Source organism: Burkholderia pyrrocinia (assembly GCF_003330765.1).
In the GTDB taxonomy this organism is placed as follows: Bacteria; Pseudomonadota; Gammaproteobacteria; order Burkholderiales; family Burkholderiaceae; genus Burkholderia; species Burkholderia pyrrocinia_B.
Genome location: NZ_CP024902.1, coordinates 2,071,961 through 2,086,605 on the forward strand (window position 1 = coordinate 2,071,961; position 14,645 = coordinate 2,086,605).

The following is a 14,645-nucleotide window of genomic DNA, read 5'->3' on the forward strand; positions in this document are numbered from 1 at the left end:
GTTACGGACGCTCGACCGCGAGCGCGACGCCCATCCCGCCGCCGATGCACAGCGACGCCAGACCGCGCTTCGCATCGCGCTTGGCCATCTCGTGCAGCAGCGTCACCAGGATCCGGCAGCCCGACGCGCCGATCGGGTGACCGATCGCAATCGCGCCGCCATTCACGTTCACCTTCGACGTGTCCCAGCCCATCTGCTTGTGCACCGCCAGCGCCTGCGCCGCGAACGCCTCGTTGATCTCCATCAGGTCCAGGTCGCCCGGCGTCCAGCCCGCGCGCTCCAGACACCGGCGCGACGCCGGCACCGGGCCCATCCCCATCACGCTCGGATCCACGCCCGCATTCGCGTACGCCTTGATCCGCGCCAGCGGCGTCAGGCCCAGCGCCGCTGCCTTCTTCGCCGACATCACCAGCACCGCCGCCGCGCCGTCGTTCAGCCCCGACGCGTTCGCCGCCGTCACCGTGCCGTCCTTCGAGAACGCCGGCTTCAGCCCCGCCAGCGCTTCCGCCGTCACGCCGTGACGCACGAACTCGTCGGTCGCGAACTGCAGCGGCTCGCCCTTGCGTTGCGGGATCGACACCGGCACGATCTCGTCGTTGAAGCGCCCGGCCTTCTGCGCCGCTTCCGCCTTGTTCTGCGACAGCGCCGCGAACGCGTCCTGCTCGTCGCGCGTGATCCCGTATTCCTTCGCGACGTTCTCCGCCGTGATGCCCATGTGGTACTGGTTGTACACGTCCCACAGGCCGTCGACGATCATCGTGTCGACCAGCTTCGCGTCACCCATCCGGAACCCGTCGCGCGAGCCCGGCAGCACGTGCGGCGACGCGCTCATGTTTTCCTGGCCGCCCGCGATCACGATGTCCGCGTCGCCCGCGACGATCGCATTCGCCGCCAGCATCACGGCCTTCAGGCCCGAGCCGCACACCTTGTTGATCGTCATCCCCGGCACTGCCGCCGGCAACCCGGCCTTGATCAGCGATTGCCGCGCCGGGTTCTGCCCCGAGCCGGCCGTCAGCACCTGGCCCAGGATCACTTCGCTGACCTGATCGGGCTTCACGCCCGCACGTTCCAGCACCGCGCGGATCACCGTCGCGCCCAGCTCGGGCGCCGCAATCTTCGCAAGCGAGCCGCCGAATTTGCCGACCGCGGTCCGCGCGGCCGATACGATCACTACGTCCGTCATTTCCCTTTCCTCCAGGCCCGCACGACACGGCGCATCGCTACCGGCCCCGTTAAAAAAACTGCGATGCACCGGACAGCGTGCGCCGCTGTCCGGTTTTCGTCAATCGCGCTGCAACACGTAACGCCCCGGCGCCGGTTCGATCACCGGGAACTGCGCGGAACCGGGCTGGGCGGGCGGCGCCACCTTGCGGCCGCCGTACTGGTCGAGCCACTCGACCCAGGTCGTCCACCAGCTTCCCGGCTGCTCGGTCGCACCGGCGAACCAGTCGTCTGCGGACTCCGGCAGGTCGCTGTCGTTGACCCAGTAGCTGCGCTTCTTCTTCGCCGGCGGATTGATCACGCCCGCGATATGACCCGACGCGCCGAGCACGAACTTCAGCGGGCCCGTCAGGATCGACGTCGATGCGTAAGCCGTCTGCCACGGCACGATGTGATCCTCGCGCGAGCCGTAGACGAAGGTCGGCACGTCGATCAGCGACAGGTCGACGGCTTCGCCGCAGACGGTCAGCGCGCCCGGCTCGCGCAGCTTGTTCTCGAGATAGGTATTGCGCAGGTACCACGCGTACATCGGGCCCGGCAGGCTCGTCGAGTCGCTGTTCCAGTACAGCAGGTCGAACGGCGTGGGCGTGCGGCCCTTCAGGTAGTTGTCGACGACGTAGTTCCACACGAGGTCGTTCGGGCGCAGGAACGAGAACGTATTCGCGAACTCGACGCCGCGCATCAGCCCCGGTTGCGTGCCGTTCTTGCCGCCGATGGTCTGCTCGCGCATCTGCACGTGCGCCTCGTCGACGAACACGTCGAGAATGCCCGTGTCGGTGAAGTCGAGCATCGCGGTAAGCAGCGTCATCGACGCGGCCGGATGCTCGCCGCGCGCGGCGAGCACCGACAGCGCGGTCGCGAGCATCGTGCCGCCGACGCAGAAGCCGAGCGTGTTGATCTGCTCGCGGCCGCTGACCTGCTGCACGGCGTCGATCGCCGCGAGCAGCCCTTCGTTCATGTAGTCGTCCCACGTCTTGTGCGCGACCGATGCATCCGCGTTGCGCCACGACACGAGGAACACCTGATGGCCGTTCGACAGCGCGTGCGCGACGAGCGAATTCTCGGGCTGCAGGTCGAGGATGTAGAACTTGTTGATGCACGGCGGGACGATCAGCAGCGGCCGCTCGAACACCTTGTCCGTCTTCGGCGTGTACTGGATCAGCTGCATCAGGTCGTTTTCGTAGACGACCGCGCCTTCAGTACACCCGAGGTTCTTGCCGACCACGAACTGCGATTCGTCGGTCTGCGAAATCTTGCCGCGCTGCAGGTCGCCGAGCAGGTTCATCATCCCCTGCCGCAGGCTTTCGCCTTGCGTCTCGAGAATCGATTTCTGCGCGTCGGGATTGAGCGCAAGGAAGTTGCTCGGCGCGGCGGCGGCCGTCCATTGCTGGACCGTGAAACGGATGCGCTCGCGCGTCTTCGGATCGGTCTGAAGCGCGTCGGCCAGTTCCTGCAGGTAGCGTGCGTTGAGCAGATACCAGGCAGCCGCGAACGCATGCGCCGGCGACGCCTTCCATGCATCGCCACTGAAGCGGCGGTCTTTCAGTTCGGGCGACTCGAGCTTCGCGGCGGCCGCCTGCTGCATCAGCGTCATGCAATCGCGCGCGTAGTCGGCCTGCAGCGTCTGGAGCCGTTCGGGCGGAATCGCAGCAACCGGCAGCTTCAGCCCCGCGAACGGCGACGCCATGCCGCCGAGATCGGGCATCGACGGCACCTGGAACGGAAACGATGTCGGGAACTGGAATGTCGCGAACGGATTCACGGTGGCCGATGCAGTCGCGGCGCGTGCCGGATCTGCAAAACCGCGCCACGCGTTCAACCACGACTCGAACATCTGCTGCATCGGCTGGGCGGCCGGATCGAATCCGGTGCTGCCCGCGGAATTGCCCGCCTGAGCGGACGTCGACGAATTTTTCGATGCTGTCATTACCTGCCTTACCGGTGATTCGTGAGCGTCAATCGTGAAATCCTGCTCGCGCGCGGCGTGCCGGCTGCGAGCCGGGCCGTCATGCTCTGGAGAGGCGTCTCCAGATTCTGCCGCAGTGCGGTATTTTTATCATTATCGTTTTCCCCATGTGAAGCGCCACGTCAAACCACTGAACATTTCTGCGCGGAGATAATCCGCGCGCAACAGACGGGACAAGGGTTCCGGCGAAACATAAAACATTTTAATTGACTTGACTTCGGGATTTTTCATTCAGCCGCGCATGCAACGCCGCATTGCCGCCTAAATATCGAGATAACCCGATTTCGCGGCGCAATAAACCACGCGCGCATGCGCATGCCGTCAGTCGGCCAGCCAGATCGCCGCCGCCATACGGCCCGTCACGCGGTCGCGCCGGTACGAATAGAAGCGCGCGTGCTCGCTGACCGAGCAGGCCGTCCCGCCGCTCACGTGCGCAACGCCCGCACGTGCGAGACGCAGGCGCGCGAGCGCATAGAGATCGGCGAGAAACTTGCCCGGCGCGCCGGCGATCGCGACGAACGCAAGCCGGGTTTTATCATGCTCCGACTGCGGAGCCGTGTCGAGAAACGCGTCACGCACGTCGGCGCCGACCTCGAACGCCTGCGGGCCGATCGCCGGCCCGAGGTACGCATGAAGCGCGTCCGTCGCGCCGCCCGAAAGCGCCGCGACGCGCGCCGCGGTCTGCTCGACGATGCCGGCCGCGAGACCGCGCCAGCCCGCATGCGCGGCGCCGACCGCCCGGCCCTGCGCGTCGCACAGCAGCACGGGCAGGCAATCCGCGACCATCACGACGCAGACGGCGCCCGCCTGGTCCGTGACGCTCGCGTCGGCCTGGACCGGCGCCTTAGCCACGGGCGCCGCCGCAATCACCTCGTCCGCGCGCACGATCTGCGCGCCGTGAACCTGCTCGAGCCATGCGGCGCTCGACTGGCCTGCCAGCGCGAGCAAGCGCGCGCGATTCCCGGCGACATGGGCCGGATCATCACCGGTATGCAGGCCGAGATTCATCCCGCCCGGCAACACGGCTCCGTCCTGCCAGCGCCCGTACGGGCCTTCGCTCACACCACCATCACGCGTCGTGATCAGCGCGCGCACGCGCGGCGAAACCTGCCAGTCGGGCTGCACGCAGTCCTGCCACGTCAACGGCGCCAGGTTCGTCATCGGCACTCACTCCTCCTCATCGTCAGGGTACGGCTCATCGTCGTGATATTCGCCGCCGAAATCGTCATCGTCGTAGACACCATCATCGTCGTCGAATTCCTCGTCGCCCTGCCCGAAGCCGAGCGCCGCGACGAGCGCGTTCATGTCGTCCGGCAGCGGGCAGCGCCATTGCACCGCCTTGCCCGTAACCGGATGCACGAGGCCGAGCCGCCATGCATGCAGTGCCTGTCGCGCAAACCCGTCCGGCAGCGGCGCGACCGAGCGCTTGCCGCGCGCGCGCCCGTAGACGGGATCACCGAGCAGCGGGTGCCCGGCGTGCGCGCAGTGCACGCGGATCTGGTGCGTGCGGCCGGTTTCGAGGTCGCACTGGATCGCCGAAACCGGCTGACGTTGCCACACGCATGTGTCAACCGTGCGGAAATGCGTGCGCGCGGGCTTGCCCGACGCGCTCGTGACGACGGCCATGCGCGTGCGCTCGCGCGGATCGCGGCCGATCGGCGCGTCGATCGTGCCTTCCTCGGGCATCGTGCCCCACACGAGCGCGAAATAGCGGCGCTTCACCGTGCGGGCCTGCAACTGGCGCACGAGGTCCGTCTGCGCGGCCAGCGTGCGCGCCACCACCATCAGGCCCGACGTCTCCTTGTCGAGCCGGTGGACGATCCCCGCGCGCGGCAGGCCGGCCGCCGCGTCGCCATAGCGATGCAACAGCCCGTTGAGGATCGTGCCGCTCCAGTTGCCGGCTGCCGGATGCACGACGAGCCCGGCCGGCTTGTTGATGACGACGAGCGCGTCGTCCTCGTAGATGACGTCGAGCGGCACCGGCTCCGGCGTGAACGCGAGCTGTTCGGGAAGCAGATCGGGCACGAGCTCGATCGTCGCGCCGAGCGGCACCGGCTGGCGGATCTTCGCCGGCGCGCCGTTGACGAGCACGCGCTGCGCCTCGATCCAGCTCTGCAGGCGGCTGCGCGAGAATTCAGGGAACAGCTGGGCGAGCGCCTTGTCGAGGCGTTCGCCCGCCAGCGACGGCGGCACTTCGACGACGCGCGGCGCCTCATCGGCCGCCACGGACGGCACAACGGGGGGTTGCAACACGTCGCCGGTCAGATTGTCATCGAGGGAATCCCCCGAGGCAGCGTCGGCGGGCCGATCGCTTGGGCTATAATCTTCGCGATTTGGTGTGCCCGGCTGGGCATTCTGCGAACTTGAACGGGTCATTTAGACTGGGTCACCGAGACTTGAAGCTAGGACATGCGAGCATGATGAATTCGACCAAACGTACGGCCAGAACCGTCGCCGCCCGAGCTGCGGCGGTAGCGGCCGCGGCCCTCATCGCCGGCTGCCACGGCTTGCCGCAGAAGCAGGACGAGACGGCTACCTGGTCGAACAACAAATTATACTCAGAGGCCCAGGACGCACTGTCCGGCGGCGACTGGGGCAAGTGCGCGAAATATTTCGAATCGCTGCAAGGCCGCGATCCGTTCGGCCATTTCGCGCAGCAGGCGCAGATCAACGTTGCATACTGCAACTGGAAGGATAACGAAGCGGCAGCCGCCGACCAGGCCGTCGACCGCTTCATCCAGCTCCACCCCGATCATCCGGATATCCCGTACGCGTACTACCTGAAGGGGATGATCCACTTCAACGACGATCTCGGCCTGTTCGGCCGCTTCTCCGGCCAGGACATGAGCGAGCGCGATCCGCAGGCACTGCGCGAATCGTACGATGCGTTCAAGGTCGTCGTCGACCGCTTCCCGAAGAGCAAGTACGCGCCCGACGCAGCCGCACGGATGCGCTACATCGTCAACGCGCTCGCGTCGCACGAAGTGCACGCGGCCGACTACTACTACCGGCGCGGTGCCTACGTCGCGGCAATCAACCGCGCGCAGCTCGCGATCAAGGACTACAAGGGCGCGCCGGCGATCGAGGACGCGCTGCACATCATGATCCTGTCGTACGGCAAGCTGAACCAGCCGGAACTCGCCGAGGACACGAAGCGCGTGCTCGCGGGCACGTTCCCCGACAGCCCGTACGTCACGGGCCACTCGCGCCCCGGCGCGAAGAAGTCGTGGTGGCAGTTCTGAGAACTGCGCGACGCAACGCCAGCTGCACCAACAAAAAACCCGGCCATCGAGCCGGGTTTTTTGTTGGCACCGCATTCGGGCGACGCAGGTGCGGTCACGCGGCAATCGCCGCGCGTGCCGTCACGTGCGTTTTTCCGAGCGGTACTCGTCGAAGAAGTCCTGGACGACCGCGATCTCTCGGGTCCGCTTGAACGGCGGCAGGCTCTGCCAGATCCGGCGCCCGTAGGGTTTGTCGACGAGCCGCGTGTCGCAGATCATCAGCACGCCGCGATCCGTCTCCGCGCGAATCAACCGGCCCGCGCCCTGCTTCAGCGTGATCACGGCCTGCGGCAACTGGTGCACGGCGAACGGGCTCAGGCCCTTCTTCGTCAGCGCATCGAGCCGTGCGGCCAGCACCGGATCGTCCGGCGGCGCGAACGGCAGCTTGTCGATCACGACGAGCGACAGCGCGTCGCCGCGCACGTCGACGCCTTCCCAGAAACTCTGGCTGCCGACCAGGATCGCGTTGCCGTATGCGCGGAAGCGGTCGAGCAGCTCGGTGCGGCTCGCATCGCCCTGCACGAGCAACGGCGTGTTCCAGCCGCGCGACTCGATCACGTCGCGCAGCTTCGACGCGATCCGGTCGACCGCGCGCAGCGTCGTGCACAGCATGAACACGCCGCCGCCGGACGCCTCGATCGCCGGCAGCGCGGCATCGAATACGGCATCGGTAAACGCCGGCGACGACGGTTGCGGCAGGTTGCGCGGCACATACAGCAGCCCCTGCGCCTGGTAGTCGAACGGGCTCGCGAGCGTCATCGAGCGACGCGAACTGAGGCCCATCTGCGCCGCGTAGTGCGTGAAATCGCCGCGCACCGACAACGTGGCCGACGTGAACACCCACGCACGCGGCACGCCCGCACGCTGCTTTGCAAAGATCGGCGCGACCGACAGCGGCGTTTCGTGCAGTTGGACGGTATGCGCGAACACCTCGACCCAGCGCACCTTCTCGTTCGGATCGCCGTCGGACGCCGCCTTGTCGCCGGCCGCCGCCGCGTCAGCCTTCGCGGCCGCTTCCGCCGCACCGGGCGCGACCCAGCCGGCCAGCAGGTCCTGCAGCTCGCGGGCGCGCCGCAGGCACGCTCCGAGCGATTCCGCCCGCTCGGCCTGGCTTGCAAGCGCCGACGCGAGCGCGTCGAGCGCAGCCTCGAGCGCGTCGAGCGCGCCGAACATCGGGTGATCGTCGCCGAGCTGGGCGAGCGACATGCGTACGATCTGGTCGTTCGCGAAGGCGAGGCGCAAGTCGCGCGCCGCGCGTTCGAGATCGCCGCCGAGCTTCACCCACTCGACCGCGTCGCGCGCATGGCTCAGGCCTTCGGCCACCGTGTCGCGTGCGAGCTCGAGAATCTGCGTCGTCGACAGCGTCTCGCCGAAGAACAGCGTCGCCGTCTCCGGCAACTGGTGCGCTTCGTCGAAGATGACCGTGTTCGCGTTCGGCAGCAGCTCGGCCATCCCCGTGTCGCGCAGCATGATGTCCGCGAAGAACAGGTGGTGGTTGACGACGACGACGTCGGCCTGCTGCGCCTCGCGCCGCGCCTGCATCACGAAGCACTCCTTGTAATGCGGGCATTCCTGGCCGAGGCAGTTGTCGCGCGTCGACGTGACCATCGACCACACGGGCGCCGTTTCCGGCACGCTCGCGAGCTCGGCCTTGTCGCCGCTCTTCGTGATCTTCGCGAAGCGGACGATTTCCTGCAGATAGGCCGTGTCCTGCCGCGACGGCAAGCGACCGTTGTCGGCCGTGCGTTGCAGGTAGTAGTGGCACAGGTAGTTCGCGCGTCCCTTGAGCATCGCGACCGTCACCGGCACCGCGAGCGCGTTGCGCACGGTCGGGATATCGCGCTGGAACAGCTGGTCCTGCAGGTGCTTCGTGCCGGTCGACACGATCACCTTGCCGCCCCACAGCATCGCGGGCACGAGATACGCATAGGTCTTGCCGGTACCCGTGCCGGCCTCGACGATCAGCGTGTTGTCGCCCGCATCGCTGTCGGTCTCGGCCGCCGCGGCCGCGTTCGCGCCCGGCTCGGCCGTCTTGTCGCCGTCGCCGAGGCGGCGCGCCGGCCGCTTGCGGGTTTCGAAGATCTCGGGCTCGGGCATCCGACGCGCGGATGCTTCCATCGCGGAGGCAACCGCACGCGCCATCTCGATCTGCGACATACGCGGCCGATAGCCGTCGAGCGCTCGTGCCAGCAGCCCGCCTTCGCCGAAGATCGTGTCGAGTTCATCGACGCGCTTGCGGCTCAGCTCGAAGGTGCCTTCGGGCGCACGAACGCGCCCGGCGGACGCGTCACGCCGGGCATCGGGGGGGGCTTCAAGCGGTGAATTCAAGGCAAGCGTTCCTGTGTCCAGCGCCCGAGCGGCGCCGGCGCTTGCCAGGCCGCGCTCAGGCGCGCTTATCCGGTTCCAGCTGCGATTGCAGCAAAATGATTTTGTCTTTGGCCGCCAGCTTTTCCTTCTTCAGCCTGTGCAGCGTAATGTCGTCGATGTCGGAGTGTCCTTCCTTCAGCTCGATCTCCCGAGCGAGCTGCTGGTGCTGCTCCTGCAATGCAGCCAAACGGTTGTGCAATTCCTGCTGCTGTTCCGTGTGACGGTTTTGCATATTTGCCTCCTCATCGAAGCAGCGCACCGGCTGGCGTGCCGACGCGCACGAGACTGATTCCGGATCAACCCAACACGTTACTGCCCCTGCTGTTGCTGCTGCTTGGCCTTCTCGGCCGCTTCCTGCTGACGCCGCTCGACATCGGCCTTGTGCTGCGCGGCTTCCTTCTGCTTCTGCTCGTAGCGCGCGGCGTTGTCCGAGCGCTCCTGCGCCTTCTGCGTCGCCTGCTGGTGCGCCTGGTCGAGCTTGTGCTGGAAGTCGGCCTGCTTCTGGTCGTATGCCTGCTTGCTCGCCGCGCGCTGCGGCCCTTCCGCGCCGCGCTGCGCCTGCTTCAGTGCATTCTGCTCCTGCTTGTCGCGGAACGCGGCCGCGTTCGCCGCGTCGTTCGCCGCGCGCTGCGGCGCTTCCGCCGCATTCTGCGCCTGCTTCAGCGCCTGCTGCTGGTCGCGCTGTTGCGCGCGCACCGCGCGCTGCTCGTCGTCGAGCGCGAGCTGCTCCTGGCGGATGCTCGCCCGCTCGTCGCGCATCTGGTCACGCGCCTTGCCGAGACAGTGATTGACGAAGAATTTGCTGTAGCAATCGTGCTCGGCCACCGCATAACGATAATCGTTTTCTGCGGAGCGTTGATTGAGCACTTTTTGACGGGCGTCGAAATCCGGTGCGGCGGAGGCCGCAACAGGCGCGGCCGCGACGGCGTCCGGCGCGGTTGCGCCCGAGGCCTGTGCGAACGCGCCGGAAGGCCCGGCAGACAAAGCCGCGGCGAGCGCTGCGCCGAGCGCGACGAGAGAAATGCGGGAAGTTGGCAACGTCGTAGGAAAGCTGCGGGACATGTGTCAAATTCTATCACCCCCGGCTGGACGCTCCGCCATTTATGGCAAAATGCCCCGCTTCACTCACCCGCGGCATCTGGTCCGGCGGGCCCGCCATGCAGCCCGCCGCTCCGGGCCAGCCGGCCCGCGCCGCGATTTCAGCAGGCAGATCAACCACGACATGACGGAAACCGTAGCACTCAAGATCGTACAGCGCATCGCCACCGAACTGTCCGTCCAGCCGCGCCAGGTCGCCGCGGCCGTGCAACTCCTCGACGAAGGCTCGACCGTTCCGTTCATTGCCCGGTACCGCAAGGAAGTGACCGGCAACCTGGACGATACGCAGTTGCGCCAGCTCGAGGAACGCCTCCTGTATCTGCGCGAACTCGAGGATCGCCGCGCGGCGATCCTGTCGAGCATCGACGAACAGGGCAAGCTGACCGACGAGCTGCGCGCCGCGATCGACGCGGCCGACAGCAAGCAGGTGCTCGAAGACCTTTATCTGCCGTACAAGCCGAAGCGCCGCACGCGTGCGCAGATCGCCCGCGAGGCCGGCCTCGAGCCGCTCGCGCAGGCGCTGCTCGCGAACCCGCTGCTCGACCCGCTGGCCGAGGCGGCCGCGTATGTCGACGCCGACAAGGGCGTCGCCGACGTGAAGGCCGCGCTCGACGGCGCGCGCGACATCCTGTCCGAACAGTTCGGCGAGACGGCCGAGCTGCTCGGCAAGCTGCGCGACTACCTGCACAACCAGGGTGTCGTGTCGTCGGCCGTCGTCGAGGGCAAGGAAAACGACGAAAGCGAGAAATTCCGCGACTATTACGACTACGCGGAAACGATCAAGACCGTGCCGTCGCACCGCGCGCTCGCGCTGTTCCGCGGCCGCAACGCGGGCATCCTGACGGTCAAGCTCGGCCTCGGCGAAGAGCTCGACGTGCAGGTGCCGCACCCCGGCGAGGCGATGATCGCGCGCCATTTCGGCATCGCGAACCAGAACCGCCCGGCCGATAAATGGCTGTCGGACGTGTGCCGCTGGTGCTGGCGTGTGAAGGTGCAGCCGCACATCGAGAACGAACTGCTCACGCAACTGCGCGAAACGGCCGAAACCGAAGCGATCCGCGTGTTCGCGCGCAACCTGAACGACCTGCTGCTGGCGGCGCCGGCCGGCCCGAAGGCCGTGATCGGTCTCGACCCCGGACTGCGCACGGGCGTGAAGGTCGCGGTCGTCGACCGCACCGGCAAGGTGCTCGCGACCGACACGATCTACCCGCACGAGCCGCGCCGCGACTGGGACGGCTCGATCGCGAAGCTCGCGCGCATCGCCGCGCAAACTCAAGCCGAACTGATCAGCATCGGCAACGGCACCGCGTCGCGCGAAACCGACAAGCTCGCGAGCGAACTGATCGCGAAACACCCGGAACTGCGCCTGCAGAAGATCGTCGTGTCGGAAGCCGGCGCGTCGGTCTACTCGGCGTCCGAGCTCGCCGCGAAGGAATTCCCCGAGCTCGACGTGACGCTGCGCGGCGCCGTGTCGATCGCGCGCCGCCTGCAGGACCCGCTCGCCGAGCTCGTGAAGATCGAGCCGAAAGCGATCGGCGTCGGCCAGTACCAGCACGACGTGAACCAGCGCGAACTCGCCCGCTCGCTCGATGCTGTCGTCGAGGATTGCGTGAACGCGGTGGGCGTCGACGCGAACACGGCGTCCGCCCCGCTGCTCGCACGCGTGTCGGGCCTGAACGCGACGCTCGCGCGCAACATCGTCGACTACCGCGATGCGAACGGTCCGTTCCCGTCGCGCGAGCACCTGCGCAAGGTGCCGCGCCTCGGCGACAAGACGTTCGAACAGGCCGCCGGCTTCCTGCGCATCACCGGCGGCGAGAATCCGCTCGATCGCTCGTCGGTGCACCCGGAAGCCTATCCGGTCGTCGAGCGGATGCTCGCGAAGATCAGCAAGCGCATCGACGACGTGCTCGGCAACCGCGAAGCGCTGTCGGGCCTGTCCCCGACGGAATTTGTCGACGAACGTTTCGGCCTGCCGACCGTACGCGACATCCTGTCCGAACTGGAGAAGCCGGGCCGCGATCCGCGCCCGGAATTCAAGACCGCGACGTTCCGCGAAGGCGTCGAGAAGGTGTCGGATCTCGTGCCGGGCATGACGCTCGAAGGGGTCGTGACGAACGTCGCCGCGTTCGGCGCGTTCGTGGATATCGGCGTCCATCAGGACGGCCTCGTCCACGTGTCCGCGATGTCGACAAAGTTCATCAAGGATCCGCACGAAGTCGTGAAGGCCGGCCAGGTCGTCAAGGTAAAGGTGCTGGACGTCGACGTGAAGCGCCAGCGCATTGCGCTGACGATGCGCCTCGACGACGACGCGGCAGCGCCCGGCATGCCGTCACGCGGCGGCCAGGATCGCGGCAACGCCGGGCGCGGCGCCGCCGCACGCCCGCCGCGTTCGCGCGAGCCGGAACCATCCGGCGCAATGGCTGCGGCATTCGCGAAGCTGAAGCGCTGAGCACGCGAAAGCCATCGACGCACGAAAAGCCCGCCGAAAGGCGGGCATTTTCATTGCTGCCGCGAGAGGTGCGCACGGCTCGATGCGTGCTTGCGCCTGCGGGCAGGTAGTCGGCTATCGGATTGGCGTGTGAGGACGGCTTGTGCAGAATACGCAGCGCCATGCGGCTGCGTGTACGGCCGGCAATGCGAACGATCGCGGCCTGTTCCTGCGGTCGACAGACGCGGCGCGCGGCCAGACGGCCCGCGCGCCGCGCCCGGTCAGATCTCGATCTTCGTGCCGAGCTCGACGACGCGGTTCGCCGGAATCGAGAAGAAGTCGGTCGGCTTCGCGGCATTCTGATGCATCCACGCGAACACGCGCTCGCGCCAGATAGACATCCCGGGCAGATGCGTCGGCACGACCGTTTCGCGCGCGAGGAAGAACGACGTATCCATCAGTTCGAACGTCATGTCGCGCGTGCGACCGAATTCCTCGATCACGGCCTTCACGTCCGGCGTCTCGTTGAAGCCGTACTCGGCCTTGACGATGTATAGCCCGCCGCCCGCATCACGCGAACTCAGGCGCTTGTCGTCGCGCACGTAAGGAATGTCGCGCGTGACGAACGTCAGGAAAATGGTCCGCTCGTGCAGCACCTTGTTGTGCTTCAGGTTGTGCAACAGGCTGACGGGCACGAGCTTGTCGTTGCCGGTCAGGTAGATCGCGGTGCCCGACACGCGATGCGGCGGATGCGCGAGCAGCCCCTGCAGGAACGGCTCGAGCGGAATACCATCGGCTGCCGTGCGCTCCTTGACGATGTGGCGCCCCTTGTACCAGGTCATCAGCAGGAAGAACAGCAGCGCGCCGATGCCGAGCGGCAGCCAGCCGCCCTGCGCGACCTTCAGCAGGTTCGCGCCGAAAAAGCCCAGGTCGATCGCGAGGAACACCGCGATGATCGCGCCGACCAGCAGCCGGTTCCAGTTCCACACCTTCACCATCACGACGCAGGCGAGCACGGTCGTGATCACCATCGTTGCCGTCACCGCGATGCCGTACGCGGCCGCGAGGTTGTCGGAACTCTTGAAGCCGACCACGATGCAGAGGATCACGAACAGAAGCAGCCAGTTCACGACCGGCACGTAGATCTGGCCAATCGCGAGTTCCGACGTATGCAGCACCTTCATGCGCGGCACGTAGCCGAGCTGGATCGCCTGCGACGTCAGCGAATATGCGCCCGAGATCACGGCCTGCGACGCGATCACGGTCGCGACCGTCGACAGCACGACGAGCGGCAGCAGCCCCCACTCCGGCGCCAGCAGGAAGAATGGGTTCTCGATCGCTTTCGGATTCTGGATCAGCAATGCGCCCTGGCCGAAGTAGTTCAGCACGAGCGACGGCATCACGAGGCCGTATGCGGCGAGGCGGATCGGCTTCGCGCCGAAGTGACCCATGTCCGCGTAGAGCGCTTCTGCGCCGGTCAGCACCAGCACGACCGAGCCGAGCACGACGTAGGCCTGCAGCAGGTGATCGGCCATGAACGACGCCGCGTAATACGGGTTGATTGCCGCGATGATGCCCGGCACGCGCACGATGTGGTACACGCCGAGTGCCGCGATCACGACGAACCACAGCACCATGATCGGGCCGAACAGCTTGCCGACCAGCGCGGTGCCGTGGCGCTGGATCCAGAACAGCGCGATCAGGATCACGATCGTGATCGGCAGCACGAGGTGGGACAGGTGCGGCGTCGCGATTTCGAGACCTTCGACCGCCGACATCACCGAGATCGCCGGCGTGATCACCGCGTCCCCGTAGAACATGCACGCACCGAATATCCCGAGCGCCATCAGCGCGCCCGCGACGCGGGTCTTCGAGTCGAGCGGCCGCAGCGACAGCGCCATCAGCGCGAGCACGCCGCCTTCGCCGTTGTTGTCTGCCCGCATCACGAACAGCAGGTACTTGACGCCGACCACCAGGATGATTGCCCAGAACAGCAGCGAGATCACGCCGAGAATCGAACTTTCGGTGAGCGGAATGCCGTGTGCGGGGCTGAACGCCTCCTTCAGCGAATACAACGGGCTTGTGCCGATGTCGCCGAACACGACGCCGATGGCTGCTATCGCCAGCGCCCGCATCGAGTGTTGTTGCGTCGAGTGCGGCGCATGTGCTGCGTTGGTCGCGTGGATCGTGTCGTTCATATGAAGCGTAATAATCGGGTCCGGGTCGGACAAAACGAGCGCTATTCTACTCGCGCCCCCGTGAAACGCCGCCCTGCTCTGTT

Annotated in this window: 10 protein-coding genes; 2 read left to right on the forward strand and 8 right to left on the reverse strand. The window is 66.9% G+C overall.

The window, feature by feature from the left end:
* Position 1: 1 nt before the first annotated feature.
* The 4 genes from CUJ89_RS09990 to CUJ89_RS10005 form a co-directional block, all read right to left on the reverse strand.
* Positions 2-1,183: an acetyl-CoA C-acetyltransferase gene (locus CUJ89_RS09990; protein ID WP_114177194.1), complete on the reverse strand. Its 1,182-nt coding sequence runs from the start codon at positions 1,181-1,183 to the stop codon at positions 2-4.
* Between the two features lie 99 nt (positions 1,184-1,282).
* A complete protein-coding gene (phaC, locus tag CUJ89_RS09995) occupies positions 1,283-3,148 on the reverse strand; it encodes a class I poly(R)-hydroxyalkanoic acid synthase (protein ID WP_114177195.1) in 1,866 nt (621 codons plus the stop codon).
* 360 nt (positions 3,149-3,508) lie between these two features.
* Positions 3,509-4,348: a peptidoglycan editing factor PgeF gene (gene pgeF, locus CUJ89_RS10000; RefSeq protein WP_114177196.1), complete on the reverse strand. Its 840-nt coding sequence runs from the start codon at positions 4,346-4,348 to the stop codon at positions 3,509-3,511.
* A 6-nt stretch (positions 4,349-4,354) separates the two neighbouring features.
* Positions 4,355-5,563, reverse strand: coding sequence for an RluA family pseudouridine synthase (locus tag CUJ89_RS10005; RefSeq protein WP_114177197.1), 1,209 nt, complete (start codon positions 5,561-5,563; stop codon positions 4,355-4,357).
* A 41-nt stretch (positions 5,564-5,604) separates the two neighbouring features.
* Between CUJ89_RS10005 and CUJ89_RS10010 the strand changes: the two genes are divergently transcribed.
* Positions 5,605-6,429, forward strand: a complete 825-nt coding sequence (locus CUJ89_RS10010; RefSeq protein ID WP_011549700.1) for an outer membrane protein assembly factor BamD — start codon at positions 5,605-5,607, stop codon at positions 6,427-6,429.
* Between the two features lie 120 nt (positions 6,430-6,549).
* On the opposite strand, the gene CUJ89_RS10015 is transcribed toward CUJ89_RS10010, so the two are convergent.
* From CUJ89_RS10015 to CUJ89_RS10025, 3 genes are all read right to left on the reverse strand, one after another.
* Positions 6,550-8,796, reverse strand: a complete 2,247-nt coding sequence (locus CUJ89_RS10015; RefSeq protein ID WP_114177198.1) for an ATP-dependent DNA helicase — start codon at positions 8,794-8,796, stop codon at positions 6,550-6,552.
* Positions 8,797-8,851: 55 nt separating this feature from the next.
* Positions 8,852-9,067, reverse strand: a complete 216-nt coding sequence (locus CUJ89_RS10020; protein ID WP_006478692.1) for a YdcH family protein — start codon at positions 9,065-9,067, stop codon at positions 8,852-8,854.
* Between the two features lie 77 nt (positions 9,068-9,144).
* Positions 9,145-9,897 carry a hypothetical protein gene (locus tag CUJ89_RS10025; RefSeq protein WP_114177199.1) on the reverse strand — a complete coding sequence of 251 codons (753 nt, stop codon included), beginning with the start codon at positions 9,895-9,897 and terminating at the stop codon, positions 9,145-9,147.
* A 160-nt stretch (positions 9,898-10,057) separates the two neighbouring features.
* Here CUJ89_RS10025 and CUJ89_RS10030 point away from each other — a divergent pair, with 160 nt between their 5' ends.
* Entirely contained in the window at positions 10,058-12,385 is a 2,328-nt protein-coding gene (locus tag CUJ89_RS10030) for a Tex family protein (protein WP_114177200.1), read from the forward strand.
* A 260-nt stretch (positions 12,386-12,645) separates the two neighbouring features.
* Here the strand turns inward: CUJ89_RS10030 and CUJ89_RS10035 are convergent, their stop codons facing one another.
* The gene (locus CUJ89_RS10035; protein ID WP_114177201.1) at positions 12,646-14,562 is read right to left on the reverse strand and encodes a potassium transporter Kup; all 1,917 of its coding nucleotides are present in this window, start codon (positions 14,560-14,562) and stop codon (positions 12,646-12,648) included.
* Positions 14,563-14,645: the final 83 nt, after the last annotated feature.